The following is a 24,895-nucleotide window of genomic DNA, read 5'->3' as shown; positions in this document are numbered from 1 at the left end:
CCTCACTGGGCCGCGACGGCTGGCGTGTTGTAGAGCACGATCGCAGCGGTCACCAGCAAATTGATCAGGGTCAGCGGCAGGCAGAACTTCCAGCTGAAGTCCATCACCTGGTCATAGCGTGGGCGCGGGATCGAGGCGCGCAGCAGGATGAACAGCATGATGAAGAACGCGGTCTTCAGGGCGAACCACAGGAACGGTACTTGCGGCAGGATGCCGAACGGACCGTGCCAGCCACCGAAGAACAGGGTTACCAGCAGCGCCGAGATCAGGATGATGCCGATGTACTCACCGACGAAGAACATGCCCCATTTCATGCCGGCATATTCGATGTGGTAGCCGTCGGCCAGTTCCTGTTCCGCTTCCGGCTGGTCGAACGGGTGACGGTGAGTCACGGCGACGCCAGCGATGAAGAAGGTGCAGAAGCCGAAGAACTGCGGAATGATGAACCACAGGTTGTTGGCCTGGTATTCAACGATGTCGCGCATGTTGAACGAGCCCACCTGCACCACCACGCCCATCAGCGCCAGGCCCAGGAACACTTCGTACGACACGGTCTGCGCCGAGGCCCGCAAGCTGCCCAGCAGGGCATACTTGTTGTTCGACGACCAGCCGGCGAACAGCACGGCGTAGACCGAAAGACCGGCCATGGCGAAGAAGAACAGCAGGCCGATGTTCAGGTCGGCCACGCCCCAGCCCGGGGTGATCGGGATGATCGAGAAGCCGATCAGCAGGGCGCTCATGGCCACGACCGGCGCCAGGGTGAAGATCATCTTGTCGACGAAGGGCGGGTTCCAGTCTTCCTTGAAGAACATCTTCAGCATGTCGGCGGCGATCTGGAACATGCCGAACGGGCCGACACGGTTCGGACCGTAGCGGTCCTGCCACCAGCCCAGCAAGCGTCGTTCGACGAAGCTGAGCAGCGCGCCGCAGACCACCACGGCCAGCAGCACCACGATGGCCTTGACGACCTGAATGATCACATCGATCACTTCGGGGGTGAACCAGCTCATTGTGCTGCCTCCTGCAGGCCTTCGACGGCTGCACCGAAGATGGCGGGCGGAATGCCGGCCAGGCCTTTGGGCAACGCAACCAGGCCAGCGCCCAGTTCTTCATTGATACGCAGCGGCAGACGCAGCGACACGCCGGCCACGTTCAGGCTCAACATTGCGCCGTCGTTGACGCCCAGGCGGTCGGCCTCGGACTTGGCGAGGCCCACGTAGGCGGCCGGGATGCGCTCCTGCACCGGGGCGGCGCGGGAGGAGGACTCTTCGCTGCCGAACAGGTGGAAGAACGGTACCGCGGTCCAGGTGCCGCGAGCCGGGTTGAACGCGCCCGGAATAGCGGTGAACCAGTTGAGCTTGTCGCCTTGCGATTCGATCAGGCGTACGCCCGGGTCACCGGCACGCAGGTGGCCACCCACTTCGTCCTGGAACTTGTTCCAGGCCTGTGGCGAGTTCCAGCCCGGCGACCAGGCGAACGGCACCTGCTGGCGCGGCTCGGCCGAGCCCGAGTAACCTTCCATGGAGAAGGCGAACGCGGTGTCCTTGTCCTGCGGGGTGCGCGGCTCGTGCACGCTGATGTTGGCGCGCATGGCGGTACGGCCCGAGTAGCGCAGCGGCTCGCGGGCCAGCTTCATGCCCTTGATGCGGAACGCGGCGCTTGGTGCGGCGTTGACGATGCCGGCCAGTTGCGGGGCGGCTTCGGCGCAGGCGCTGGTGACGTGGTCCAGCTGGGTCCAGTCCACCGGCTTGTTCAGCAGGGTGGCACGCAGGGCGTGCATCCAGCGCCAGCCTTCGTGGATCTGGATGCTGCTGTCCAGGTACTGCGGGTCGAACACCTGGAAGAAGCGCTGGGCACGGCCTTCCTGGCTGACCAGGGTGCCATCGCCTTCGGCGAACGAGGCGGCCGGCAGCACCAGGTGGGCGCGGTCAAGGGTCGGGGTCTTCGAGTGGTCGGCGACGATCACCACCTTGGCGGCGGCCAGGGCGGCGTCGACCTTGGCGGCCGGTACGCGGGCGTACAGGTCGTTTTCCAGGACGACGATGGCGTCGGCCTTGCCGCTGATCACGGCGTCCAGGGCCGCGTCGACGGACTCGCCGCCCATCATCGCCATGCCGAGGCTGTTGGCCTCAGGCACGACCAGGCTCAACGAACCGTTCTTCTCGCGCAGCTTGAGGGCCTTGGCGATGTTGGCGGCGGCCTCGATCAGCGCAGGGTCTGCCAGGGAGGTACCGGCGACCACCAGCGGACGGTTGGCGGCGACCAGGGCGTCGGCGATGCGCTGGGCCAGGGCCTTGGCTTCGTCGTCCAGGCCGGCGACGGCAGGGGCGCTCGGGTCGATGGCGTGGGCCACGGCGAAACCGATGCGGGCCAGGTCGGCGGGAGCGGCGTGCACGCACTCTTCGGCGACGTCGTCCAGCTTGGTTTCAGCCAAGGATGCGATGAACAGCGGGTACAGCGCGTGCTGGCCGATGTTCTTCACCGCGGCGTCCAGCCAAGGCTGTACGCGCATGGCGTCGGCCATGGCCTCGGCCTTGCCCTTGGTGGCCTGGCGCACGGCCAGGGCGACGCGGGCGGCGGTCTGGGTCAGGTCTTCGCCGAGCACGAACACGGCGTCGTGGTCTTCGATGTCGCGCAGGGTCGGGACCGGCAGCGGGCTGTCGTTCAGCACGTTCAGCGCCAGGCGCACGCGGGCCAGTTCGCCAGCTTCCATACCGGAATAGAAGTACTCGGCGCCGACCAGCTCACGCAGGCCGTAGTTGCTCTCGAGGCTGGCGCGTGGCGAGCCGATGCCGACGATGGTGCGGCCGCGCAGCAGGTCGGCGGCCTTGTCCAGGGCGGCGTCCAGGCTCAGCTTGCTGCCATCGGCGAGGAACGGCTGGCGCGGACGGTCCTTGCGGTTGACGTAGCCATAGCCGAAGCGGCCACGGTCGCACAGGAAGTACTGGTTCACCGAGCCGTTGAAGCGGTTCTCGATGCGGCGCAGTTCGCCGTAGCGCTCGCCGGGGCTGATGTTGCAGCCGCTGGAGCAGCCATGGCAGATGCTCGGGGCGAACTGCATGTCCCACTTGCGGTTGTAGCGCTCGGAATGGGTCTTGTCGGTGAACACACCGGTCGGGCAGACCTCGGTGAGGTTGCCGGAGAACTCGCTTTCCAGCACGCCGTCTTCGACGCGACCGAAGTACACGTTGTCGTGGGCGCCATATACGCCCAGGTCGGTGCCGCCGGCGTAGTCCTTGTAGTAGCGCACGCAGCGGTAGCAGGCGATGCAGCGGTTCATCTCATGGGCGATGAACGGGCCGAGGTCCTGGTTCTGGTGGGTACGCTTGGTGAAACGGTAGCGGCGCTCGTTGTGGCCGGTCATTACCGTCATGTCCTGCAGGTGGCAGTGACCGCCTTCCTCGCACACCGGGCAGTCGTGCGGGTGGTTGGTCATCAGCCATTCGACGACGCTGGCGCGGAACGCCTTGGACTCGTCATCGTCGATGGAAATCCAGGTGCCGTCGGAGGCAGGGGTCATGCAGGACATGACGATACGACCACGGGTGTCGTTCTCGTCGGTGTACTGCTTGACCGCGCACTGCCGGCAGGCGCCGACGCTACCGAGCGCCGGGTGCCAGCAGAAATAGGGGATGTCGAGGCCGAGCGACAGACAGGCCTGTAACAGGTTGTCCGCACCGTTGACTTCGAGCGCTTTGCCGTCTACGTGGATAGTGGCCATTGTTCAAAGTTCTTCGTTGGCCCGCGTGGGCGGGCGTGGCTAATGGAAATCGGTGAGCCCGCGGCCGGCCACGAATCGTTCGGGCCGGCCGGCGGGCTGGCGGATGGCACGGACCACCCGCTGTTCATCTTGTTATGCGCCGACCACGATCGGCTTCGCCAGGTTCGGGCGCAGGGCTTCGCTGCCAGCACTGGCTGGGGCTACACCGGCCTCGAACTCCGAGCGGAAATACTTGATGGCACTGCCCAATGGCTCGACGGCACCTGGTGCGTGAGCACAGAAGGTGCGGCCTGGGCCGAGGAAGTTGACCAGACCCAGCAGGGTCTCGATGTCTTCGGCGCGGCCCTGGCCTTTCTCCAGGGCGCGCAGCATCTTCACGCTCCACGGCAGGCCGTCGCGGCACGGCGTGCACCAGCCGCAGGATTCGCGGGCGAAGAACTCTTCCATGTTGCGCAGCAGCGAGACCATGTTGACGCTGTCGTCGACCGCCATGGCCAGGCCCGTACCCATGCGGGTGCCGACCTTGGCGATGCCACCGGCGTACATCTGCGCGTCGAGGTGCTCGGGCAGCAGGAAGCCGGTACCGGCGCCGCCTGGCTGCCAGCACTTGAGCTTGAAGCCGTCGCGCATGCCGCCGGCGTAGTCTTCGAACAGCTCGCGGGCGGTGACGCCGAACGGCAGTTCCCACAGGCCAGGGTTCTTCACCTTGCCGGAGAAGCCCATCAGCTTGGTGCCGTGGTCCTCGCTGCCTTCGCGGGCCAGCGACTTGTACCAGTCGTTGCCGTTGGCGACGATGGCCGGCACGTTGCACAGGGTCTCGACGTTGTTCACGCAAGTCGGCTTGCCCCACACGCCGACGGCGGCAGGGAAGGGCGGCTTGGAGCGCGGGTTGGCGCGGCGGCCTTCGAGCGAGTTGATCAGCGCGGTCTCTTCACCGCAGATGTAGCGGCCGGCACCGGTGTGCACGAACAGCTCGAAATCGAAGCCCGAACCGAGGATGTTCTTCCCCAGCAGGCCTGCGGCCTTGGCTTCGTCGATGGCGCGGTTGAGGTTCTTCGCCGCGGTGGTGTATTCGCCGCGCAGGAAGATGTAGCCGCGGTAGGCCTTCAGGGCGCGGGCGCTGATCAGCATGCCCTCGACCAGCAGATGGGGCTGTTGCTCCATCAGCATGCGGTCCTTCCAGGTGTTCGGCTCCATTTCATCCGCGTTGCACAGCAGGTAGCGGATGTTCATGGATTCGTCTTTGGGCATCAGGCCCCACTTCACGCCAGTGGGGAAGCCCGCGCCGCCACGGCCCTTGAGGCCGGAGTCCTTGACGGACTGGACGATGTCGTCGGCGGACATCTCGGCCAGTGCCTTGCGGGCAGCGGCGTAGCCGTTCTTCGACTCGTACTCGGTCAGCCAGACCGGCTCGCCGTCGTCGCGCAGGCGCCAGGTCAGCGGATGGGTTTCGGCCGAACGCGCGATGCGGTTGGCCGGGCCGAAGGAAGTGATGGTCATACGTAACCCTCCAGCAGTTTGGTAACGCCAGCGGGCTGCACGTCGCCAAAGGTGTCGTCGTCGATCATCAGCGCCGGGGCCTTGTCGCAGTTGCCCAGGCAGCACACTGGCAGCAGGGTGAAACGCCCGTCTGCGGTGGTCTGGCCGAGGCCGATGCCCAGCTCGCTCTGGATCTGGCTGACCACCGATTCGTGGCCGCCGATGTAGCAGACCATGCTGTCGCACACGCGGATGATGTGGCGGCCGACCGGCTGACGGAAGATCTGGCTGTAGAAGGTGGCCACGCCCTCGACGTCGCTGGCGGGGATGCCCAGCACTTCGCCGATGGCGTAGATGGCGCCGTCCGGCACCCAGCCGCGCTCTTTCTGGACGATCTTCAGGGCTTCGATGGACGCCGCGCGCGGGTCCTCGTAGTGGTGCATCTCGTGCTCGATGGCCGAGCGCTCGGTTTCGCTCAGGGCGAAACGGTCGGTTTGGATAAGCGTGCTGTTCATGCTTAGCGGTCCACGTCAGCCATAACGAAGTCGATACTGCCCAGGTACGCGATGAGGTCCGCGACCATGCTGCCTTTGATCACCGAAGGGATCTGCTGCAGGTGCGGGTAGCTCGGGGTACGGATCCGGGTGCGGTAGCTCATGGTGCCGCCGTCGCTCGTCAGGTAGTAACTGTTGATGCCCTTGGTCGCCTCGATCATCTGGAACGACTCGTTGGCCGGCATGACCGGGCCCCACGAGACTTGCAGGAAGTGGGTGATCAGGGTCTCGATGTGCTGCAGGGTGCGCTCTTTCGGTGGTGGCGTGGTCAGCGGGTGATCCGCCTTGTACGGGCCTTCCGGCATGTTGCGCAGGCACTGGTCGATGATGCGGATACTCTGGCGCATCTCCTCGACGCGGACCATGCAGCGATCATAGGCATCGCCGTTGTGGGCCAGCGGTACTTCGAACTCGAAGTTTTCGTAGCCGGAGTAGGGGCGCGCCTTACGCAGGTCGAAGTCGCAACCGGTGGAACGCAGGCCGGCACCGGTGGTGCCCCATTCCAGGGCTTCCTTGGTGTTGTAGGCGGCGACGCCGATGGTACGGCCCTTGAGGATGCTGTTCTGCAGGGCCGCCTTGGTGTACTCGTCGAGGCGCTTGGGCAGCCATTCGACGAAGTCCTTGACCAGCTTGTCCCAGCCGCGCGGCAGGTCGTGGGCGACGCCACCGATGCGGTACCAGGCCGGGTGCAGGCGGAAACCGGTGATCGCCTCGATCACGGTGTAGGCGCGCTGGCGGTCGGTGAAGGTGAAGAACACCGGGGTCATGGCGCCGACGTCCTGGATGTAGGTGCCCAGGAACAGCAGGTGGCTGGTGATACGGAAGAATTCGGCGAGCATGATGCGAATCACGTCGACTTTCTGCGGTACCTGGATGCCGGCCAGCTTTTCCACCGCCAGGACGTACGGCAGGTTGTTCATCACCCCGCCGAGGTAGTCGATACGGTCGGTGTACGGAATGAAGCTGTGCCAGGACTGACGCTCGGCCATCTTCTCGGCGCCACGGTGGTGGTAGCCGATGTCCGGTACGCAGTCGACGATCTCTTCGCCGTCCAGCTGCAGGACGATTCGGAAGGCACCGTGGGCCGAAGGGTGATTCGGGCCGAGGTTGAGGAACATGTAGTCCTCGTTGGCGCCGTGACGCTTCATGCCCCAGGCTTCCGGGTTGAAGCGCGCCGATTCCTCTTCAAGCTGCTGCTTGGCCAGGGTCAGGCTGTAGGGGTCGAACTCGGTGGCGCGGGCCGGGTAGTCCTTGCGCAGCGGGTGACCTTCCCAGGTCGGCGGCATCATGATACGGCTCAGGTGCGGGTGGCCGGCAAAGTCGATGCCGAACATGTCCCAGACTTCGCGCTCGTACCAGTTGGCGTTCGGCCAGATACCGGTCACGGTCGGCAGGTTCAGGTCGCCTTCGCTGAGCGACACCTTGATCATCACGTCGCTGTTACGCTCGACCGACAGCAGGTGGTAGAACACGCTGAAATCGGCGGCGGGCAGGCCACGGCGCTGGGTGCGCAGGCGCTCGTCGACGCCGTGCAGGTCGTACAGCATGCTGTACGGCTTGGCGACGCCGCGCAGGAAGCTGAGCACTTCCTTGAGTTGGGCACGTTTTACCCACAGGACCGGCATGCCGGTGCGGGTTTCCTGGGCGACGAACGCGTCGGCGCCAAAACGGTTGTGCAGTTCGACGACCACATCCTGGTCGTCAGCCTTGTAGGGCGGAATATAAATAGCGTTGTCCGCTGTCATGGTCTCGGTCGCTTTGGGTCAGCGTTAAGAATGAAGCCAGGCCGCCGGCTCCTTCGGGAGCGGGCGGCAGGTCGCTGGATCAGACTTCGTCGGGGCTGCGCAGGTTGGTTACCGCAATGCGCTGTTCGCGACGCAGGTCTTTCTGGGCGGGCATCTCGGCACGGTAGATGCCTTGATCACCAACCACCCAGGAAAGCGGGCGTCGTTCTTGGCCGATCGACTCCTGCAGCAGCATCAGGCCTTGCAGGAATGCCTCGGGGCGCGGCGGGCAGCCAGGCACATAGACGTCCACGGGGAGGAACTTGTCGACCCCCTGAACGACCGAGTAGATGTCGTACATGCCGCCGGAGTTGGCGCACGAACCCATGGAGATGACCCACTTGGGCTCGAGCATCTGCTCGTACAGGCGCTGGATGATCGGCGCCATTTTGACGAAGCAGGTACCGGCGATGACCATGAAGTCGGCCTGACGCGGCGAGGCCCGGATGACTTCGGCGCCGAAGCGGGCGATGTCGTGGGGCGCCGTGAAGGCCGTGGTCATTTCCACGTAGCAGCAGGAAAGGCCGAAGTTGTACGGCCAGAGGGAGTTCTTGCGACCCCAGTTGACCGCGCCACGCAGCACATCTTCGAGTTTCCCCATGTAGATGTTCTTGTGGACCTGGTCTTCCAGCAGTTGATCGGTGACGGTTTCCCGCTCACCGACCGGATACTGCTCGTTGGGTGCGTCCGGATCGATTCTGGTGAGATTGTATTGCATGCCAAAGCCTCATTGTTTCAGCTTCGCTTGCCGCTTGCGGCGACCTTCGGGAGCCCAATCGAGCGCCCCGACGCGCCATAGGTAGACAAGACCTGCCAACAGAATTGCTATGAAAATGAGAGCTTCGACGAATCCGGTCCAGCCGCTTTCGCGGACGGACACAGACCATGCATACAGGAAGAGGGCTTCGATATCGAAGATCACGAACAACATCGCGACCAGATAGAATTTGGCGGACAGGCGCAGGCGGGCGCTGCCGACGGGCAGCATGCCGGATTCGAAGGGTTCGTTCTTGGCGCGACCCCAGGCCTTGCTACCGAGCAGGCTGGACAGGCCGAGCATGAAGGCACACAGGCCGACGACACCCAGGAGGAAGATGGCAAAGCCCCAGTTGTGGGCGATGAGTCCTGCCGAATCGGACATGCTAGAAATCCTTATACAGAGACCCAGCTCTGCAGTCTGAAATAAAGTAGAGCGGCGACGTGGTGTCGCAGACGCAGTGACCAAATGTCGCAGCTGAATCAATCGCGCTGATTTTATGGGTAAACCCAGTGCAAGTAAAATTTCCGTTGCAAATTTATTCGTAGGTTTAAGAACAAAAATCTTTCGTAACTGGCTGAAACCCTTGAGTTTCGGGCATTGCGCGCGGATTTGTTAATTATGTTTCTTACCCCGCGTAATGACGGGCTAGTTGCGTAATGATAATTAATATCATTTAACCTGAGCTGTAATGTTTTAGCTGTTCTGGCCCTTGCAAAGTTCATCTGCCGAGCGCCCCCTCTTGCAAATGCGAAAAACTCTCGTTCTAGCAGCTTCCGGCACTGTGCGTACCGCTCTGGATCAATACTTTGTCGCTTGCGTCGCGGCTGACCGACGCGGCGATCAGCCACTGGCCGAGCCAGTAGAAAAGGATGATCAGGTACTCGGCGGCGGCGAATGGGCTGACGAAGCGGTCGATGCCGATGACGCTGTCGGAGAACACGAAAGCGCAGGCGCCCAGCGCGGCCAGTCCGCCGCAGGCCAAGGCGCGCCAGAGCATGGCGCCGATGGTCAGGGCGTACAGGGCCACCGGGATCAGCAGTGGGCCCAGGCCATGGCCGGCGAGCAGGCCGAACAGCGAACCGCCTATCAGCACGGCGAAGGCCAGGGCCGGGTAGGCCGGGCGTCGCGTGAGGCTGCAATAGCCGCGCAGGTAGGCCAGGTGCGCGCAGAGAAACGCCCCAAGGCCGAACACGAACAAGTCGCGGGGGATCGCCAGGAGAATGTCGCCGAACACCGAGAAGGCCAGGCCGAGGATGATCCAGCGGCGATAGGGTGTGGCGGGGAGGGTGGTCAGCCAGGCAATCAGGGCGAGCACCGGAATGGGTTTGACCAGCAGGCCGAGCAGGGCATTGTCGCTGGCCAGCGCATATAGATAGAAGGCGGCGGCTGCGACGGCGAGGGTGAGCAGGTGGCCAGGGCGGGGCATGGGCAGTCCTTGCTGTGGGGTAGCCACAAGCTTAGACCTGATCTGCAGTTTTGCTGGCGGCGCGATCCCTGTAGGAGCGGCCTTGTGCCGCGAAAGGGGCGCGAAGCGGCCCCGCGATCTCTACATCATGCAAAATCGCCGGGGCTGCTGCGCAGCCCTTTCGCGACACAAGGCCGCTCCTACAGGGGATGGCGCTTGGCCTGAAAATGAACAAGGCCCGGAATCCTCGCGAATCCCGGGCCTTGCTCAACAGCTCACCGCACTCAGTGGAACTGCTCTTCCTCGGTCGAACCGGTCAGAGCGGTCACCGACGAAGCGCCACCCTGGATCACGGTGGTCATGTCGTCGAAGTAGCCAGTACCGACTTCCTGCTGGTGCGCCACGAAGGTGTAGCCTTTGCTCGCGTCGGCGAATTCCTGCTCCTGCAGCTTCACGTAGGCGGTCATGTCGTTGCGGGCGTAGTCGTGCGCCAGGTTGAACATGCCGTGCCACATGTTGTGGATGCCGGCCAGGGTGATGAACTGGTGCTTGTAGCCCATGGCCGACAGCTCGCGCTGGAACTTGGCGATGGTGGCGTCGTCCAGGTTCTTCTTCCAGTTGAAGGAAGGCGAGCAGTTGTACGACAGGATCTGGTCCGGGTATTCCTTCTTGATCGCCTCGGCGAAGCGACGGGCTTCTTCCAGGTCCGGCTTGGCGGTTTCGCACCAGATCAGGTCGGCGTACGGGGCGTAGGCCAGGCCGCGGGCGATGGCCTGGTCGAGGCCGGCGCGCACCTTGTAGAAGCCTTCACGGGTACGCTCGCCGATCACGAACGGCTGGTCGTACGGGTCGCAGTCGCTGGTCAGCAGGTCGGCGGCGTTGGCGTCGGTACGGGCCAGGATGATGGTCGGCACGCCCGAGACGTCGGCGGCCAGGCGCGCGGCCACCAGCTTCTGTACGGCTTCCTGGGTCGGTACCAGGACCTTGCCGCCCATGTGGCCGCATTTCTTCACCGAGGCCAGCTGGTCTTCGAAGTGCACGCCGGCGGCGCCCGCTTCGATCATGTTCTTCATCAGCTCGTAGGCGTTCAGCACGCCGCCGAAACCGGCTTCGGCGTCAGCCACGATCGGTGCGAAGTAGTCGATGTAGCCATCGTCGCCCGGGTTCTTGCCGGCTTTCCACTGGATCTGGTCGGCGCGACGGAAGGCGTTGTTGATGCGCTTGACCACGGTCGGTACCGAGTCGACCGGGTACAGCGACTGGTCGGGGTACATCGACTCGGCCGAGTTGTTGTCGGCGGCAACCTGCCAGCCGGACAGGTAGATGGCCTGGATGCCGGCTTTTACCTGCTGCACTGCCTGGCCACCGGTCAGGGCGCCCATGCAGTTGACGAAATCTTTTTCTGGGCGGAAGGACGGGTGGGCACCTTCGGTGACCAGCTTCCACAGTTTTTCTGCGCCTTGGCGAGCAAAGGTGTGCTCTGGCTGCAGCGAGCCACGCAGGCGAACGACATCAGCGGCGGTGTAGGTACGGGTCACGCCTTTCCAGCGCGGGTTTTCGGCCCAGTCTTTCTCGAGGGCTGCAATTTGCTGTTCGCGTGTCAGTGCCATGGAAATAAACCTCGTCGCATCGATCTTGAGTGTAATTGTGCTGATGCTCGGATACGCGGATCAGAAGCCAGGCGGCTGTCCTGTCCGGGGGAGTGCGGCGGCGAACGCAGGAGGCTCGAAGGGGAAGGGGTGTGCAGGCCAGGCGAAGGTGTGCCCTGCAGGTCGGCTCGTGGTTGCCTTGCTGCGGTGCGACGCGATTGCCAGAACTGCGGTGATGCGCTTCCGTCCCTCGGGACAACTTCTTCGTTGCAGTCGCAATCCCGTCGAACCGCCTTGTGGGCCGTATGGACACGAGGTGCCTCCACGGTGGGAGGAGCGCACCTCGAAGACCCTTGCCAGGGCCTCTGATTAGCGGGAGCGAGGCCATCATGCCCTTGCCGAAAAGAGCCTGTCAAATGTTTTGTAGTGCTTTTTTCGGCTTACTACATCCTTGGTCTAATACGACTTGGCGGTCAGTTTCAAGGCCTTTGGTCGAGGCCTTGAATTGCCTGGGTTCAGTCGAGAAGGTCGACTTTGACCCGCAACGTCATGTTTTCACCGCGCTGGGTGCTGTAACTGAGGCTTGACGCGCTGCGTTCGGATTGGCTCTGCTGGTTGAACCCGGCCAGGGTGATCCACTCGCCGAGCTTGCCGGTGACGGTCGTGTCGGTGCTTTGCACTTTCACTACATCGGCACGTTCCTGGCTCATTCGATCATTATTGGTGCTGATTTGCAGACGAACCGTGTCGCCGCTCAGGCGTGGCGTGACGTAGAAGCCCTGGGTCACATTGCGGTATTCGGTGTTGCTCTGGATGCGCCCGTAACCGTCGGTGGCGGTGCTGGTGACGGGGATGCTCTGGCCCACCTGGATCAGTGCTGGCTGACCGTCGCTGGCCTGCACCTGCTGCATGCCGCCTTCGCGGTTGGCGGTGCCGTAGCGGATCACGCGGGCGTTGCCGCGGTTGTCCTGGAAGTTGCTGTCGTTGTTGTCGACGCTGATCAGCAGGCGTTTGGGCGCGGTGTCGAGCTGTTGCAGCAGGGCGCGCAGGTCGTCGATGCGTTCCTGGCTGGCGTTGACGATCAGCTTGTCCTCGAAGGTGCTGACGCTGCCGTCCTTGCCCAGGAACGACTGGGCGGCGGGTAGCAGTTCGGCGCTGCTGCGGTGTTGCAGGGGGATGACCTCGGTGGCGGCCTGGGCGGTGAGGCTGGCGGCCAGCAGCAGGGAGGCGAGCAGGGGGCGTAGCGGCATGTCCATGATCTCCGCGGGTGGAATGGACATGATGGCAAATTTGCGTGCAACTTGCCGTGCGGATTGACGGTGGCTGCTGTCAGACAAATTCCGTACCATCGCGCCCTCGATTTTCAGGCTCATTACCCAAGTCTCCACAGCGTAGGAGCTTGAGGTTGTTTACAGGACCTCCATGAAACCCGCCCGACTTCGTGCCGACCTGCTTGCCGGCCTCACCACTTCCTTCGCCCTGGTGCCGGAGTGCATCGCTTTCGCCCTGGTGGCGCACCTCAACCCGTTGATGGGGCTGTACGGCGCCTTCATCATCTGCACCCTGACTGCCTTGTTCGGCGGCCGTCCCGGCATGATCTCCGGCGCCGCCGGCTCCATGGCGGTGGTGATCGTCGCCCTGGTGGTGCAGCACGGCGCCCAGTACCTGCTGGCCACGGTGCTGCTCGGCGGGGTGGTGATGATCCTGTTCGGCGCGTTGCGCCTGGGCAAGCTGGTGCGCCTGGTGCCTTACCCGGTGATGCTCGGCTTCGTCAACGGCCTGGCCATCGTCATCGCCCTGGCCCAACTGGAGCACTTCAAGGATGGCGAGCACTGGCTCAGCGGGACGCCCCTGTGCCTGATGATCGGCCTGGTGGCGTTGACCATGCTGGTGGTCTACGTCCTGCCGAAGCTGACCCGTGCGGTGCCGCCGGCGCTGGTGGCGATCCTCGGTGTCGGCCTGCTGGTCTACCTGCTCGGCCTGCCGACCCGCACCCTCGGCGACATGGCCCATATCGCCGGCGGTTTGCCGCACCTGGCCCTGCCGGAGGTACCCTGGAACCTCGAGACCCTGAAGATCATCGCGCCTTATGCATTCCTGATGGCCATGGTCGGCCTGCTGGAAACCCTGCTGACCCTCAACCTCACCGACGAGATCACCGAGAGCCGCGGCTATCCGGACCGCGAGTGCGTGGCCCTGGGCGCGGCCAACATGGTCTCGGGGCTGTGTGGCGGCATGGGCGGCTGCGCGATGATCGGCCAGACCGTGATCAACCTCAGTTCCAATGGCCGTGGACGCCTGTCGGGCGTGGTGGCCGGGGTGATGATCCTGCTGTTCATCTTGTTCCTGTCGCCGCTGATCGAGCGCATTCCGCTGGCCGCGCTGGTGGGGGTGATGTTCGTGGTGGCGCAGCAGACCTTCGCCTGGGCCTCGCTGCGGGTGCTGCACAAGGTACCGGTGAGCGATGTGCTGGCGATCATCGCGGTGACCGTGGTCACGGTGTTCACCGACCTGGCCACGGCGGTGCTGTTCGGCATCGTCATCGCCGCAGTCAACTTCGCCTGGCAGCATGCGCGGGAGCTGTACGCCGACAATCATGTGGACGCCGAGGGGACCAAGCATTACCAGGTGCATGGCACGCTGTTCTTCGCCTCGACCACGCCGTTTCTCAACCAGTTCGATCCGGCCAATGATCCGGCCAGGGTGACCTTGGATTGTCAGCATTTGAGCTTTGTCGATTATTCGGCGATAGCTGCGTTGCAGACCTTGCGCGAGCGGTATGCCAAGGCCGGCAAGCAGTTGCGGGTGGTGCATCTGTCGGAGCGCTGCAAGAAGCTGCTCAAGCGGGCGGGTGAGCAGCACTGATTCATCGCGGGGCAAGTCGCAGCGGCGCACCGCCGCTCCCACGCAGCAGCCACGGGCATTGCGAGGGAGCGGGCTTGCCCCGCGATGGTTTCAGGACTCCCCGCGATTCTTCTTCACGATGGCATCGGCGATGCTCGCCGGTGCTTCGGCATAGCGGGTGAACTCCATCGAGAAACTGGCCCGCCCCTGGGTCATCGAGCGCATCGAGGTGGCGTAGCCGAACATCTCGCCCAGCGGCACCTCGGCGCGGATCACCTTGCCGGCCGGGGTCTCGTCGCCGTCCTGGATCATCCCCCGGCGCCGGCTCAGGTCGCCGAGGATATCGCCCTGGTACTCCTCGGGGGTCACCACCTCGACCTTCATCACCGGCTCCAGCAGCACCGCGCCGCCTTTCTGCGACAACTGCTTGGTGGCCATCGAAGCGGCGATCTTGTAGGCCATCTCGTTGGAGTCGACATCGTGGTACGAGCCGTCGTACACCGCCGCCTTTAGGTTGATCAGCGGATAGCCGGCGAGCACGCCGTTCTTCATCTGCTCCTCGATGCCTTTCTGGATCGCCGGGATGTACTCGCGTGGCACCACGCCACCGACGACCTCGTTGATGAACTCAAGGCCTTCCTTGCCCTCGTCGCCCGGGGCGAAGCGGATCCAGCAATGCCCGTACTGGCCACGGCCACCGGACTGGCGGACGAAGCGGCCTTCGATCTCGCAGGTGTTGCGGATCTTCTCGCGGTAGGCCACCTGCGGCTTGCCGATGTTGGCCTCGACGTTGAACTCGCGGCGCATGCGGTCGACGATGATGTCCAGGTGCAGCTCGCCCATGCCGGAGATGATGGTCTGGCCGGTTTCCTCGTCGGTCTTGACCCGGAACGATGGGTCCTCCTGGGCCAGCTTGCCCAGGGCGATGCCCATCTTCTCCTGGTCGCCCTTGGTCTTGGGTTCCACCGCTACCGAGATCACCGGGTCGGGGAAGTCCATGCGTTCGAGGATGATCGGCTTGTCCATGTCGCACAGGGTGTCGCCGGTGGTGACGTCCTTCATGCCGATCAGCGCGGCGATGTCGCCGGCGCACACATCCTTGATCTCGGCGCGCTGGTTGGCGTGCATCTGCACCATGCGGCCGATGCGTTCCTTCTTGCCCTTGACCGAATTGAGCACGGCGTTGCCTGAACTGAGCACGCCGGAATACACCCGGGCGAAGGTGAGGGTGCCGACGAACGGGTCGGTGGCGATCTTGAAGGCCAGGGCCGAGAACGGTTCCTTGTCATCGGCGTGGCGCTCCAGGTGTTTTTCCTCGTCGTCCGGGTCGGTGCCCTTGATCGCCGGGATCTCGCTGGGGGCGGGCAGGTAGTCGATCACCGCGTCGAGCATCAGCGGCACGCCCTTGTTCTTGAACGACGAGCCGAGGATGGTCGGCACGATCTCGTTGGCGATGGTGCGCTGGCGCAGGGCGGCCTTGATTTCCTCGGTGGTGAATTCCTCGCCTTCGAGGAACTTCAGGGTCAGCGCTTCGCTGGCATCCGCCGCCGCCTCGATCATGTGGGCGCGCCATTCGTCGGCCAGGGCCTGCAGCTCGGCGGGGATCGCTTCTTCGCGATAGCTGGTGCCCTGGTCGGCGTCGTTCCAGTAGATGGCCTTCATCTTCACCAGGTCGATCTGGCCGATGAAGTTTTCCTCGCTGCCGATGGCCAGCTGGATCGGCACCGGATGGTGGCCCAGGCGCTGGTCGATCTGTTTCACCACCCGCAGGAAGTCGGCGCCCTGGCGGTCCATCTTGTTGATGTAGGCCAGGCGCGGCACATGATACTTGTTGGCCTGGCGCCATACAGTCTCGGACTGCGGCTCGACGCCGTCGGCGCCGCTGAACACCACCACCGCGCCATCGAGCACGCGCAGCGAGCGCTCGACCTCGATGGTGAAGTCGACGTGGCCGGGGGTGTCGATGATGTTGAAGCGGTACTTGTGCTCGAACTGCTTGGTCGAGCCTTGCCAGAAGGCCGTGGTGGCCGCCGAGGTGATGGTGATGCCGCGCTCCTGCTCCTGGGCCATCCAGTCCATGGTCGCGGCGCCGTCGTGCACCTCGCCCATCTTGTGGTTGACCCCAGTGTAGAACAGGATCCGCTCGGTGGTGGTGGTCTTGCCGGCATCCACGTGGGCAACGATACCGATGTTGCGGTACAGCTCGATGGGGGTCGTGCGGGCCATGGTCGGATCACCTGTGGGTGAGGATTCTCCCAAGGTAGCAGAGCGGGAGAATCCTGCCGGGGCGACCGTCAGTCGGCGAGCACCTGCAACTGCCACTGGCCTTCGCTTTCGCGGGCCAGGCCGCTGGCCGGCAGCAGGGCCAGCAGGCGTTCGTGCAGGGCGGTATCGGTGAACGACTTGAGGATGGCCATGTCCAGGGCGCCGACGGTGATCAGCTCGGCCTTGGTGTAGGACAGCCAGGCCTTCTTCAGCGCCATCAGCACGTCGCTGCCGGCGGTGCTGGCGAAGCGCCGGTGCAGTGTGCGGCCTTCCAGCTCGAAGCTGTGACGGTGCTCGTAGCCGTTCTCGTCGCCATTGCCCTCGACGCAGCGGTGGCAGCGGCAGGGGCCGTCGCCGAAAGCGTTGCGCAGGTAGGCGTTGAAGTCCACGACGGGCTTGAGGGTCAGGCGTTTGTCGACCTCGAACAGGTCGGCGATCAGGGGTTGTTCGGCGCTCACTCGGTATCCTCGCGTGGTGTGGCGTGCATCGGCGGGCACCCTAACAGATCGGGGCAGGGGAGGCCATGCTCGATGCCCCTCTTCAGGATGTCGACGTGGGAGCGGGCTAGCCCCGCGATGAGGTCGGTAGAGACAACCGGGAACGCCTGCCGTACTCTACGCGCCAGCAATCCAACCCTTCAAAACCGAGGTAACCCCGCTTGAGCAACAAGTACCCCTACACCGCCACCGTGACCATCAGCGCCGAAGACCGTGGGGGCGACACCGAGGCCTCGGAGAACACCAACATGCGCGTGGGCCTTGAGGCGGTGACCGAGGTGCTGAAGAAGGTGCATTTCGTCGGTACGCTCGGGGCGCCGGAAAAAGGCGCCACGCACATCTGCGTCACCTTGGAGAACGGCCTGAGCTACTACGGCCCGATCGTCAACGGCCACGCCGAGCTCGAAGGCGGCTGGATCGCCTTCGAATGCGACATGCCCACCCCCGAAGAGCTGGGCCTGTAACCCTCAGCCCAGCTCCATCAGGCACTGCTCGAGGATATCCAGGCCTTCCTCGAGCACCTCGGGTTCAATGGTCAGCGGTGCCAGCAGGCGGATGATATGCCGCGCCTTGCCGCTGGGCATCAGCAGCAGGCCTCTGCCGCGCGCCGCCTCCAGCACCTTGGCCAGTTGCGCCGGTGCCGGGCTGCCGTCCGGGTTGACCAGCTCCAGCCCACGCATGGCCCCGGTGCCGGTCAGGCGCCCGAGCGCGGCGCACCCTCCCGACGCTTTCCAGCGTGCATGGCGCGCCACGATGGCCTGTTCCTGCCGTTCGCCCCAGGTGGCGATATTGGCGTCGGTCATCTGCGCCAGGCTCGCCAGTGCCGCCGCGCAGGCGATCGGATTGCCCGAGTAGGTCCCGCCCAGCCCGCCCTTGGGCAGCGCGTCCATGATCGCTCGCCGCCCGACCACCGCGCCCAGCGGCATGCCGCCAGCGATGCTCTTGGCCAGCAGCAACAGGTCCGGCTCGATGCCCAGCCGGGGGAAGGCGAAGCGCTGGCCGGTGCGGCCGAAGCCGGACTGGATTTCGTCGATGATGATCAGGATCCCGTGCTCGTCGCAGAACCGGCGCAGGGCCTGGGCGAAGGCCGGGTCGAGGGCGAGGAAGCCGCCTTCGCCCTGCACCGGCTCGAAGATGAACGCGGCCACGTCCTCCACCGCCAGTTCCACGCTGAACAGGCGCTCCATGGCCTTGAGCGCCTGCTCGCAGCTCACGCCGGTGTCCGCGCTGGGGTAGGGCAGGTGATAGACCGGGCCGGGCAGTTCGCCCACGCGCTGCTTGTACGGGGCGACCTTGCCGTTGAGGTTGAGGGTGGCCAGGGTGCGGCCGTGAAAACCACCGTCGAAGGCGACGATGGCCCGTTTGCCGGTGGCGCCGCGGGCGACCTTGAGGGCGTTCTCCGCTGCTTCCGCGCCGCTGTTGGTCAGCATGCCCGCCAGCGGGTAGCTGACCGGGACGAATTGGCTCAGGCGCTCCATCAGTTCCAGGTACGGACCGTGGGGCGCGGCGTTGAAGGCGTAGTGGGTCAGGCGCGCGGCCTGCTGCTGGATGGCCTCGACCACCGCCGGGTTGCAATGGCCCAGGTTGAGCACGCCGATGCCGCCGACGAAGTCGATGTAGCGCTTGCCGGCGGTGTCCCAGACTTCGGCGTTGCGGCCGTGGGAAAGGGTGATCGGGTGAACGATGGCGATGGACTGGCTGATACTTTCCTGATTCATCTGCACGCGGCCTGTTGTTCGAGTCAGGTCGTATCCAAGCGTGGCTGGGATATATCCCGCAAACGAATTATTCGATTGGCGTCATTCGTTTTCCTCCTGAACTTGATGGCTGTCCTCCGGGCCATGCTCATTGGCGTGGAGCGGGCAGGGCGCTACCATCGGCAGTCAGCCTCCTTCCCAATTCCAACAAGCCAAGGACGCGTATGACCGAGCAAACCCTTTCCCTGCAGCAACTCGCCGCCCCTGATGGCACCTGCTATGGCTGCGGATGCTCCCACCCCAGCGGCCTGCATGTGCAGAGTCACTGGGATGACGACGGCGTCCACCTGCTGTGCCGTCATTCCCCCGACCCGACCTTCATCGGCTGGCCCGGCCTGGTCTACGGCGGCCTGCTGGCCATGCTGGTCGATTGCCACTCCAACTGGACCGCCATGGCCCACCACTACCGCGCCGAAGGCCGCGAGCCCGGTAGCCTGCCGCGTATCGACTGCGTTACCGGCCAGCTCAGCCTGACCTACCTCAAGCCCACCCCGATGGGTGTCGAGCTGCTGCTCAAGGCGCGGGTCGAGGGCGAAGTGGGGCGCAAGAGCCGGGTGATCTGCGAAGTCTGGGCTGGGGATGTGCTGACCGTTACCGCCGATTCAGTGTTCGTACGGGTCGATACCGAGAAGCTCAAGCGCCAGGCCCACGGCAACGCCTGAACCTTGCACCGGTTGGTAGGGGCTGGCATTGTCGAGGGTGATCCGGATGCCCGACAGGATGTTGCCATGCCCTACCAGATCCGCCCGGCCCGCAGCGACGATTGCGCAGTCCTGAGCCACATCGGCCAGGCCACCTTCGCCCTGGCCAGCCCGCCCGACAGCACTCCCGCGGCGCAGCAGCACTACATCGCCCACAACCTGCAGCCCGAGCATTTCCAGGCGCACCTGTGCCACCCGCACAAGCGCCTGCTGGTGGTCGAGCAGGATGGCCAGGTCCTGGGCTACAGCATGCTCGACCTGGCGCCCGGTGAGCTGGGGATCGCCGAGGCCGATCAGCTGGTGGAGATTTCCCGTTGCTATGTGCTGCCTGCCGCACACGGCACAGGCGCCGCGCAGTCGCTGCTCGAGGCTACCCTGGCCCACACTGGTGGCCCGGTCCGCCTGACTGTCAATGAACTCAACGCCAGGGCCATCCGTTTCTATGGGCGCAATGGCTTTCGCAAGGTGGGCGAGGCGATCTTTCCCTGCGGTGACGAGCGGCACCGAGACTGGGTGATGGTCAGGACGCCCGGCAGTCTTTAAATTGAGTCCCTCAACCTTCAGGGCGCGAACATGACCGATCTTTCCGTATTCCTCATCACCCGCAAATGGCCGGCCCGGCAGCCCGAGCGCCTGCAACTGTATTCGCTGGCCACGCCCAACGGCGTCAAGGTCTCGATCATGCTCGAGGAGATCGGCCTGCCCTACGAGGTGCACAAGGTCAGCTTCGACAACGACGACCAGCTGAGCCCCGAGTTCATCTCCCTGAGCGCCAACAACAAGATTCCGGCAATCCTCGATCCCGATGGCCCTGGTGGTCAGCCGCTGCCGTTGTTCGAGTCGGGGGCGATCCTGCAGTACCTGGCCGAGAAGAGCGGGCAGTTACTCAGCCAGGATCCTGCCCAGCGCTACCAGACCTTGCAGTGGCTGATGTTCCAGATGGGCGGCATCGGGCCGATGTTCGGCCAGGTGGGGTTCTTCCACTTCTTTGCCGGCAAGGCGTATGAGGACAAGCGGCCGCGTGACCGCTACGTCAATGAGTCCAAGCGCCTGCTGGGCGTGCTCGACCGGCACCTGCAGGGGCGGGAGTGGATGGTCGATGCGTACAGCATCGCCGATATCGCCATCTTCCCCTGGGTGCGCAACCTGGTGGAGCGCTACAACGCGCGCGAGTTGGTGGGGTTCGACGAGTTCAAGGAAGTGCAGCGGGTGCTGGCCAAGTTCCTCGAGCGCCCGGCGGTCCAGCGCGGCTTGAAGATCCCGGCCTGACAGGGGATCTGTGGGAGCGGGCTTGCCCCGCGATAGCGTCGGAAAATTCAGTATCGCTATCGCGGGGCAAGCCCGCTCCCACGCTGGTAATGTTTACAACTTTGTTTCCTGCGCGATCGCCTGCAGATTCAGCGACATTCAGAGAGTCTGGTTCAGCAACCAGTACAAGCACCCCGCCAGCAACATCGCCGCCGGCAAGGTCAGCACCCAGGCCATCAGCAGGTTGACCAGTGTCTTGCGTTGAATTCCCGAGCCATTGGCCACCATGGCCCCGGCCACGCCCGAACTCAGCACGTGAGTGGTCGACACCGGCAGGCCGAACATGTCCGCCGCGCCGATGGTGCACATCGCCACCACCTCTGCCGAAGCGCCCTGGGCATAGCTCAGGTGGGTCTTGCCGATCTTCTCGCCCACCGTCACCACGATGCGCCGCCAGCCGACCATGGTGCCCAGGCCCAGGGCGATGGCCACCGCCACCTTGACCCACAGCGGGATATAGCGGGTGGCGTCGTCCAGCTGGCGCTTGAACAGTTGCACGTGGCGGCTGGTGTCGGCGTCGTAACGGGCCAGCTGGTGCTTGTCGATCAGGCGGATGGCCTCGCTGGTCAGGTACATGTCGTTGCGCACGTTGGCCATGGCCTCGGCCGGCACGCGCTTGAGCGAGCCGTAGCCTTTGACTTCCTCGCCGATCATGCCGGTCAGCGCGGCCAGCGCCGGGACCAGCTCGGCGCTGGCCCTGGGCTCGGAGATGAACGCGGTCAGCACCTGGCGCGGATCGGCCGGTGCGGGTGCCGGCGCTGCGCGTACCAGGGCCTGGCGGGTGACCTCGGCGACCGCCGAGAACTGCAGGGCCTGCTCGTTGGGCATGGTCTTGTTCAGCGCATAGGCCATCGGCAGGGTGCCGACCAGGATCAGCATGATCAGGCCCATGCCTTTCTGGCCATCGTTGGAGCCGTGGGCGAACGACACGCCGGTACAGGTGAGGATCAGCACCCCGCGGATCCACCAGGGCGGCGGTGTCTGGCCTTCTGGCGCCTGGTACAGCTCGCGGCGCTTGACCAGCGCGCGCAGGGCGAGCAGCAGCAGGGCGGCGCAGGCGAAGCCGATCAGGGGCGAGAACAGCAGGGCATAGCCGACCTTGCTGGCCTGGGTCCAGTCCACGCCGCTGGTGCCGTCGCGCCCGTGCATCAGCGCGTTGGCCACGCCGACGCCGATGATCGAGCCGATCAGGGTGTGCGAGGACGACGCCGGCAGGCCCAGCCACCAGGTGCCGAGGTTCCAGATGATCGCCGCCAGCAGCAGGGCGAAGACCATGGCGAAGCCGGTCGACGAGCCGACCTGCAGGATCAGCTCCACCGGCAGCAGGGCGATGATGCCGAAGGCCACCGCGCCGCTGGAGAGCAGCACCCCGAGGAAATTGCACAACCCCGACCAGACCACCGCCACCGGCGCCGGCAGCGAATGGGTGTAGATTACCGTGGCCACGGCGTTGGCGGTGTCGTGGAAGCCGTTGACGAACTCGAAGCCCAGGGCGATCAGCAGGGCCAGGCCCAGCAGCAGGAAGGGGGTGACGGTAGTGACCACGGTGCCGCTGGCGCTGACATCCTGCTTGAGGCTCCAGAAGGTGTAGGCCAGGCCGGCCAGCAGCAGGCCGAAGAACAGGGTGAGGGTGGCGCGTCCGGGACGGTGGGACAGGTGGGGGCGGGAGTCGAGCTTGGGCAGCGCGTCCTGGCTGACCAGCAAGGGAGTTGTCATGATGGCTCCGGGGGCTTCGACGGAGAAGGGAAGGTTTCCTATCCTAGAAACAATCTGTTACTCCCGCGTGACCTCGGTCAACGGAACTTCTAGTCTAGAAGGCACTACGCAATTGCCAAGCGAGTTTTCGATGATCTGTTGCAAGCGGGTGTACGATCCCGTCATGGCGAGCGATGGCCAACGTGTGCTGGTCGACCGCCTGTGGCCGCGCAACACGCGCAAGGAGGACCTGCATGGGCAGTGGCTGCGCGAAGTGGCGCCGTCCGACGCATTGCGCAAGGCGTTTCACGCCGGCGAGTTCGACTTTGCCGGTTTTACCCAGCGCTACCAGCAGGAATTGGCCGCCCACCCCGAGCACTGGTACCCACTGCTGGACCTGGCCGGCAAAGGCGACCTGACCTTGCTGTATGCCGGCAAGGACACCGAGCACAACAATGCCCAGGTCCTGGCCCGGTGGCTCGAGGATGAACTGGAACGCCGTGGCCCGGCCAGTTCGCCGGTGTGCTATGCCCCTTGAACTGATCCCCGCCACTGACGAACACCTCACGTTCGCCCGTGACCTCACGCGCCGCGCCATGCTGCCGTATTACCGTGAATTCGATCTGTTGTGGATCGAGGAAGCCTTCGACGAAGCCTGGGGTTGGCGCGAACAGTGGCTGGTGGTTGAGGACGACCGGGTGCTGGGCTTTTGCAGCCTCAGCCAGGACCGCCAGGCGCTGTATATCCGCGAGCTGCACCTGCTGCCCGAGCAGCGCGGCCGGGGAGTGGGCGGCTGGGTACTGGAGCAGTTGGCCGGCTGGACCGCGCAGCGCGGGTTGCCCTGGCTGCGGTTGATGGTGTTCAGCAGCAACCCGGCGCGGCGCCTGTATCAGCGCCGAGGGTTCGTCGAGGTCGGGATGGACGAGTGCTTTGTGCGGATGCAGCGCCCGGTGCCCTGACGCGATCCGTTGTAGGAGCGGCCTTGTGCCGCGAAAGGGGCGCGGAGCGGCCCCAGGATTTCAGCGTTAAAACAAAGATCGCCGGGGCCGCGTTGCGGCCCTTTCGCGACGCAAGGCCGCTCCTACAAGGGCGGTGTATTTCAGTCCTGGCGCACCCTGACCATCTGTCCCTGAACCAGCATCGCCTCCAGCACCGGCCCCTGCAACGCCAGCAGGTCGCCGGTCAGCAGGTTCTGCAGCAGCGCCTTGCCATCGAAGCGATTGCCCCCCAGCTCGACCTCGCGCACCCCCTCGACCCGCACCACCGCCTTGCCCACCTGTCCCAGGCGGTTGCCGCTGATCACCAGCGGCCCGGGCTGTGGCGTCGTGTTGCGCAGGCTGATGGCGTACTCCGGCGTATTGCCGATCCGGTTACCCACCAGTGTCAGGCCCGTGACCTCGCTGGCGTCCACCGCGCTGCCCTGGCTGCTGGCCAGCAGGTTGTCGTCGATCAGCAGCGGGGCTTCGGCCGTCGGCGCGAGGTTGCGCAGCTGGATGCCATGACCACGGCTGTCGCCGATGCGGTTGCCGGCCAGCAGCACGGCGCCGCGCTGGTCGCTGATCTCGATGGCGGCCTTGGAGGCGCCGAGGATCAGGTTGTTTTCGACCAATGCCCGGGTCTGGCCACGCAAACGCACGCCGCTGTTGTTGTCGACGCCGCGCAACTGGTTGCCACGCAGGCTCAGCTGGCTGTCACGGGCGTCGATGGCGTACTGCTGCGAGCCTTCGAAGCGGCTGTCGACGACGGTCGCCTGGCTGTGCTGCAACTCCACCGCGCTGGACAGCTCGCTGAAATGGCTGGCCTCAACCAGCAGCGTGGCGGGGCGCGCACTGGCCGGCTGCTGGGTGCTGAGCGCGGTGCTCAGGCCGCGGGACAGGTTGGCGTTGTAGCCCAGGCGTTTGAGCGTCGAGCCGATCACCTGCGTATGGCTGCCAGCCCAGGCCACCACGAAGGGCCGCCAGGCGCGGTCGGTGTTGCCGGGCTTGTCGCCGGCCACGCTCTCCAGCGTCGACCGGTTTAGCCCCAGCCAGCCCTGGTTGATCAGCGCGGTGCCGGAGAAGCTGTACAGGTAGAGGCTCGTGCCCTCCAGCCGCAGGCCGGCATCGGCGCCGATCATCAACGGGTAGCTGAGCAGGTAGCCGTCCTTGTAGCGCTTGAGGACCCGTGGGTCGTGCAGCGCATCATGCAGCTGCGCCAGGGTGATGCTGCCACCGCGCAGCACCACGGCCTGGGGGTGATGCGCCTGGTAGCCGGCGATGGCGCGGAACAGGCCGTTGTTGACGAACGGCTCGAACGGCCAGCTGCCGGCCTGGGACGAGAACATCGGTTGCAGGCTGACACTGGCACGGCCCGCGGGTGGCGGGCGGCGCGCCTGCTCGAAGGTCACCGCCTGGCGGGCCTGGTGGCGCAGTTGCTCCAGCTGCTGCTGATACTGCGCCTTGGGCAATGTGTCCATCACCGGCGCGGCCCGGGCGGTCGTTGCCAGCAGCAGGGCGGCCAGGCAGGTGAGGGAAAAGCGGCTGAACGGTGCCATGGG

The 24,895-nt window shown here is 64.9% G+C and carries 22 protein-coding genes; 7 read left to right on the top strand and 15 right to left on the bottom strand.

Annotated elements, in window-relative coordinates; genetic code table 11:
* Window positions 1-2: 2 nt before the first annotated feature.
* From nuoH to HU735_RS18725, 10 genes are all read right to left on the bottom strand, one after another.
* Window positions 3-1,010 carry an NADH-quinone oxidoreductase subunit NuoH gene (gene nuoH, locus HU735_RS18770; protein WP_050706494.1) on the bottom strand — a complete coding sequence of 336 codons (1,008 nt, stop codon included), beginning with the start codon at window positions 1,008-1,010 and terminating at the stop codon, window positions 3-5.
* A complete protein-coding gene (gene nuoG / locus HU735_RS18765; RefSeq protein WP_186714722.1) occupies window positions 1,007-3,721 on the bottom strand; it encodes an NADH-quinone oxidoreductase subunit NuoG in 2,715 nt (904 codons plus the stop codon). The genes nuoH and nuoG overlap by 4 nt, the downstream gene beginning before the upstream one ends.
* 132 nt (window positions 3,722-3,853) lie before the next feature.
* On the bottom strand, window positions 3,854-5,221 hold the full coding sequence (gene nuoF, locus HU735_RS18760; protein ID WP_186714721.1) for an NADH-quinone oxidoreductase subunit NuoF: 1,368 nt from the start codon (window positions 5,219-5,221) through the stop codon (window positions 3,854-3,856).
* Window positions 5,218-5,715, bottom strand: coding sequence for an NADH-quinone oxidoreductase subunit NuoE (nuoE, locus tag HU735_RS18755; RefSeq protein WP_011534616.1), 498 nt, complete (start codon window positions 5,713-5,715; stop codon window positions 5,218-5,220). The genes nuoF and nuoE overlap by 4 nt, the downstream gene beginning before the upstream one ends.
* 2 nt (window positions 5,716-5,717) lie before the next feature.
* Window positions 5,718-7,499, bottom strand: coding sequence for an NADH-quinone oxidoreductase subunit C/D (gene nuoC, locus HU735_RS18750; protein ID WP_186714720.1), 1,782 nt, complete (start codon window positions 7,497-7,499; stop codon window positions 5,718-5,720).
* Window positions 7,500-7,578: 79 nt separating this feature from the next.
* On the bottom strand, window positions 7,579-8,256 hold the full coding sequence (locus HU735_RS18745) for an NADH-quinone oxidoreductase subunit B (RefSeq protein WP_008096180.1): 678 nt from the start codon (window positions 8,254-8,256) through the stop codon (window positions 7,579-7,581).
* 9 nt (window positions 8,257-8,265) lie between these two features.
* The gene (locus HU735_RS18740; RefSeq protein WP_028692461.1) at window positions 8,266-8,679 is read right to left on the bottom strand and encodes an NADH-quinone oxidoreductase subunit A; all 414 of its coding nucleotides are present in this window, start codon (window positions 8,677-8,679) and stop codon (window positions 8,266-8,268) included.
* A 382-nt stretch (window positions 8,680-9,061) separates the two neighbouring features.
* Window positions 9,062-9,724 carry a lysoplasmalogenase gene (locus HU735_RS18735; RefSeq protein WP_186714719.1) on the bottom strand — a complete coding sequence of 221 codons (663 nt, stop codon included), beginning with the start codon at window positions 9,722-9,724 and terminating at the stop codon, window positions 9,062-9,064.
* Between the two features lie 263 nt (window positions 9,725-9,987).
* On the bottom strand, window positions 9,988-11,313 hold the full coding sequence (gene aceA, locus HU735_RS18730; RefSeq protein ID WP_050706488.1) for an isocitrate lyase: 1,326 nt from the start codon (window positions 11,311-11,313) through the stop codon (window positions 9,988-9,990).
* A gap of 494 nt (window positions 11,314-11,807) precedes the next feature.
* Window positions 11,808-12,572 (bottom strand): secretin N-terminal domain-containing protein, encoded by a 765-nt coding sequence (locus tag HU735_RS18725; protein WP_177330852.1) that lies wholly within the window; start codon window positions 12,570-12,572, stop codon window positions 11,808-11,810.
* A 142-nt stretch (window positions 12,573-12,714) separates the two neighbouring features.
* Here HU735_RS18725 and HU735_RS18720 point away from each other — a divergent pair, with 142 nt between their 5' ends.
* The gene (locus HU735_RS18720; RefSeq protein ID WP_186714718.1) at window positions 12,715-14,157 is read left to right on the top strand and encodes a SulP family inorganic anion transporter; all 1,443 of its coding nucleotides are present in this window, start codon (window positions 12,715-12,717) and stop codon (window positions 14,155-14,157) included.
* A 90-nt stretch (window positions 14,158-14,247) separates the two neighbouring features.
* Here HU735_RS18720 and fusA read toward each other — a convergent pair whose 3' ends face one another.
* Entirely contained in the window at window positions 14,248-16,362 is a 2,115-nt protein-coding gene (gene fusA, locus HU735_RS18715) for an elongation factor G (RefSeq protein ID WP_186714717.1), read from the bottom strand.
* Between the two features lie 68 nt (window positions 16,363-16,430).
* Window positions 16,431-16,859 carry a hypothetical protein gene (locus HU735_RS18710; protein WP_186714716.1) on the bottom strand — a complete coding sequence of 143 codons (429 nt, stop codon included), beginning with the start codon at window positions 16,857-16,859 and terminating at the stop codon, window positions 16,431-16,433.
* Window positions 16,860-17,059: 200 nt separating this feature from the next.
* Here HU735_RS18710 and HU735_RS18705 point away from each other — a divergent pair, with 200 nt between their 5' ends.
* A complete protein-coding gene (locus HU735_RS18705; protein ID WP_050706483.1) occupies window positions 17,060-17,362 on the top strand; it encodes a hypothetical protein in 303 nt (100 codons plus the stop codon).
* A 3-nt stretch (window positions 17,363-17,365) separates the two neighbouring features.
* Here HU735_RS18705 and HU735_RS18700 read toward each other — a convergent pair whose 3' ends face one another.
* Complete coding sequence (locus tag HU735_RS18700; protein WP_186714715.1) at window positions 17,366-18,616, bottom strand: aspartate aminotransferase family protein; 1,251 nt, start codon at window positions 18,614-18,616, stop codon at window positions 17,366-17,368.
* Between the two features lie 203 nt (window positions 18,617-18,819).
* Between HU735_RS18700 and HU735_RS18695 the strand changes: the two genes are divergently transcribed.
* The 3 genes from HU735_RS18695 to HU735_RS18685 all read left to right on the top strand — a co-directional run bounded on the left by HU735_RS18695 (window position 18,820) and on the right by HU735_RS18685 (window position 20,625).
* Window positions 18,820-19,317 carry a PaaI family thioesterase gene (locus HU735_RS18695; protein WP_186714714.1) on the top strand — a complete coding sequence of 166 codons (498 nt, stop codon included), beginning with the start codon at window positions 18,820-18,822 and terminating at the stop codon, window positions 19,315-19,317.
* Between the two features lie 66 nt (window positions 19,318-19,383).
* Complete coding sequence (locus HU735_RS18690) at window positions 19,384-19,899, top strand: N-acetyltransferase (protein ID WP_186714713.1); 516 nt, start codon at window positions 19,384-19,386, stop codon at window positions 19,897-19,899.
* A gap of 30 nt (window positions 19,900-19,929) precedes the next feature.
* Window positions 19,930-20,625, top strand: a complete 696-nt coding sequence (locus HU735_RS18685) for a glutathione S-transferase N-terminal domain-containing protein (protein ID WP_186714712.1) — start codon at window positions 19,930-19,932, stop codon at window positions 20,623-20,625.
* Window positions 20,626-20,763: 138 nt separating this feature from the next.
* On the opposite strand, the gene HU735_RS18680 is transcribed toward HU735_RS18685, so the two are convergent.
* The gene (locus tag HU735_RS18680; RefSeq protein WP_186714711.1) at window positions 20,764-22,380 is read right to left on the bottom strand and encodes an inorganic phosphate transporter; all 1,617 of its coding nucleotides are present in this window, start codon (window positions 22,378-22,380) and stop codon (window positions 20,764-20,766) included.
* A 130-nt stretch (window positions 22,381-22,510) separates the two neighbouring features.
* On the opposite strand from HU735_RS18680, the gene HU735_RS18675 reads away from it, so the two are divergent.
* Together HU735_RS18675 and HU735_RS18670 are read left to right on the top strand one after the other, a co-directional pair.
* Window positions 22,511-22,897: a DUF488 family protein gene (locus tag HU735_RS18675; RefSeq protein WP_186714710.1), complete on the top strand. Its 387-nt coding sequence runs from the start codon at window positions 22,511-22,513 to the stop codon at window positions 22,895-22,897.
* Window positions 22,887-23,318, top strand: a complete 432-nt coding sequence (locus HU735_RS18670) for a GNAT family N-acetyltransferase (RefSeq protein WP_186714709.1) — start codon at window positions 22,887-22,889, stop codon at window positions 23,316-23,318. Before HU735_RS18675 ends, HU735_RS18670 begins: the two co-directional genes overlap by 11 nt.
* Window positions 23,319-23,458: 140 nt before the next feature.
* On the opposite strand, the gene HU735_RS18665 is transcribed toward HU735_RS18670, so the two are convergent.
* Entirely contained in the window at window positions 23,459-24,892 is a 1,434-nt protein-coding gene (locus HU735_RS18665) for a right-handed parallel beta-helix repeat-containing protein (protein ID WP_186714708.1), read from the bottom strand.
* Between the last annotated feature and the right edge of the window lie 3 nt (window positions 24,893-24,895).

Origin of the sequence: Pseudomonas sp. BW16M2, from assembly GCF_014268865.1 — a bacterium.
GTDB classification, from domain to species: domain Bacteria; phylum Pseudomonadota; class Gammaproteobacteria; order Pseudomonadales; family Pseudomonadaceae; genus Aquipseudomonas; species Aquipseudomonas peradeniyensis.
This window is presented reverse-complemented; position numbering and strand designations above follow the sequence as displayed.

What these genes read in the sequence shown, in the direction of transcription:
- HU735_RS18740 (WP_028692461.1), bottom strand. Translation starts at nt 8,679, where the DNA reads ATGTCCGATTCGGCAGGACTCATCGCCCACAACTGGGGCTTTGCCATC.
- HU735_RS18720 (WP_186714718.1), top strand. Translation starts at nt 12,715, where the DNA reads ATGAAACCCGCCCGACTTCGTGCCGACCTGCTTGCCGGCCTCACCACT.
- HU735_RS18745 (WP_008096180.1), bottom strand. Translation starts at nt 8,256, where the DNA reads ATGCAATACAATCTCACCAGAATCGATCCGGACGCACCCAACGAGCAG.
- HU735_RS18670 (WP_186714709.1), top strand. Translation starts at nt 22,887, where the DNA reads ATGCCCCTTGAACTGATCCCCGCCACTGACGAACACCTCACGTTCGCC.
- HU735_RS18690 (WP_186714713.1), top strand. Translation starts at nt 19,384, where the DNA reads ATGCCCTACCAGATCCGCCCGGCCCGCAGCGACGATTGCGCAGTCCTG.
- HU735_RS18700 (WP_186714715.1), bottom strand. Translation starts at nt 18,616, where the DNA reads ATGAATCAGGAAAGTATCAGCCAGTCCATCGCCATCGTTCACCCGATC.
- aceA (WP_050706488.1), bottom strand. Translation starts at nt 11,313, where the DNA reads ATGGCACTGACACGCGAACAGCAAATTGCAGCCCTCGAGAAAGACTGG.
- HU735_RS18735 (WP_186714719.1), bottom strand. Translation starts at nt 9,724, where the DNA reads ATGCCCCGCCCTGGCCACCTGCTCACCCTCGCCGTCGCAGCCGCCGCC.
- nuoG (WP_186714722.1), bottom strand. Translation starts at nt 3,721, where the DNA reads ATGGCCACTATCCACGTAGACGGCAAAGCGCTCGAAGTCAACGGTGCG.
- nuoH (WP_050706494.1), bottom strand. Translation starts at nt 1,010, where the DNA reads ATGAGCTGGTTCACCCCCGAAGTGATCGATGTGATCATTCAGGTCGTC.
- nuoF (WP_186714721.1), bottom strand. Translation starts at nt 5,221, where the DNA reads ATGACCATCACTTCCTTCGGCCCGGCCAACCGCATCGCGCGTTCGGCC.
- nuoC (WP_186714720.1), bottom strand. Translation starts at nt 7,499, where the DNA reads ATGACAGCGGACAACGCTATTTATATTCCGCCCTACAAGGCTGACGAC.
- HU735_RS18695 (WP_186714714.1), top strand. Translation starts at nt 18,820, where the DNA reads ATGACCGAGCAAACCCTTTCCCTGCAGCAACTCGCCGCCCCTGATGGC.
- HU735_RS18725 (WP_177330852.1), bottom strand. Translation starts at nt 12,572, where the DNA reads ATGTCCATTCCACCCGCGGAGATCATGGACATGCCGCTACGCCCCCTG.
- nuoE (WP_011534616.1), bottom strand. Translation starts at nt 5,715, where the DNA reads ATGAACAGCACGCTTATCCAAACCGACCGTTTCGCCCTGAGCGAAACC.
- HU735_RS18680 (WP_186714711.1), bottom strand. Translation starts at nt 22,380, where the DNA reads ATGACAACTCCCTTGCTGGTCAGCCAGGACGCGCTGCCCAAGCTCGAC.
- fusA (WP_186714717.1), bottom strand. Translation starts at nt 16,362, where the DNA reads ATGGCCCGCACGACCCCCATCGAGCTGTACCGCAACATCGGTATCGTT.
- HU735_RS18665 (WP_186714708.1), bottom strand. Translation starts at nt 24,892, where the DNA reads ATGGCACCGTTCAGCCGCTTTTCCCTCACCTGCCTGGCCGCCCTGCTG.
- HU735_RS18675 (WP_186714710.1), top strand. Translation starts at nt 22,511, where the DNA reads ATGATCTGTTGCAAGCGGGTGTACGATCCCGTCATGGCGAGCGATGGC.
- HU735_RS18685 (WP_186714712.1), top strand. Translation starts at nt 19,930, where the DNA reads ATGACCGATCTTTCCGTATTCCTCATCACCCGCAAATGGCCGGCCCGG.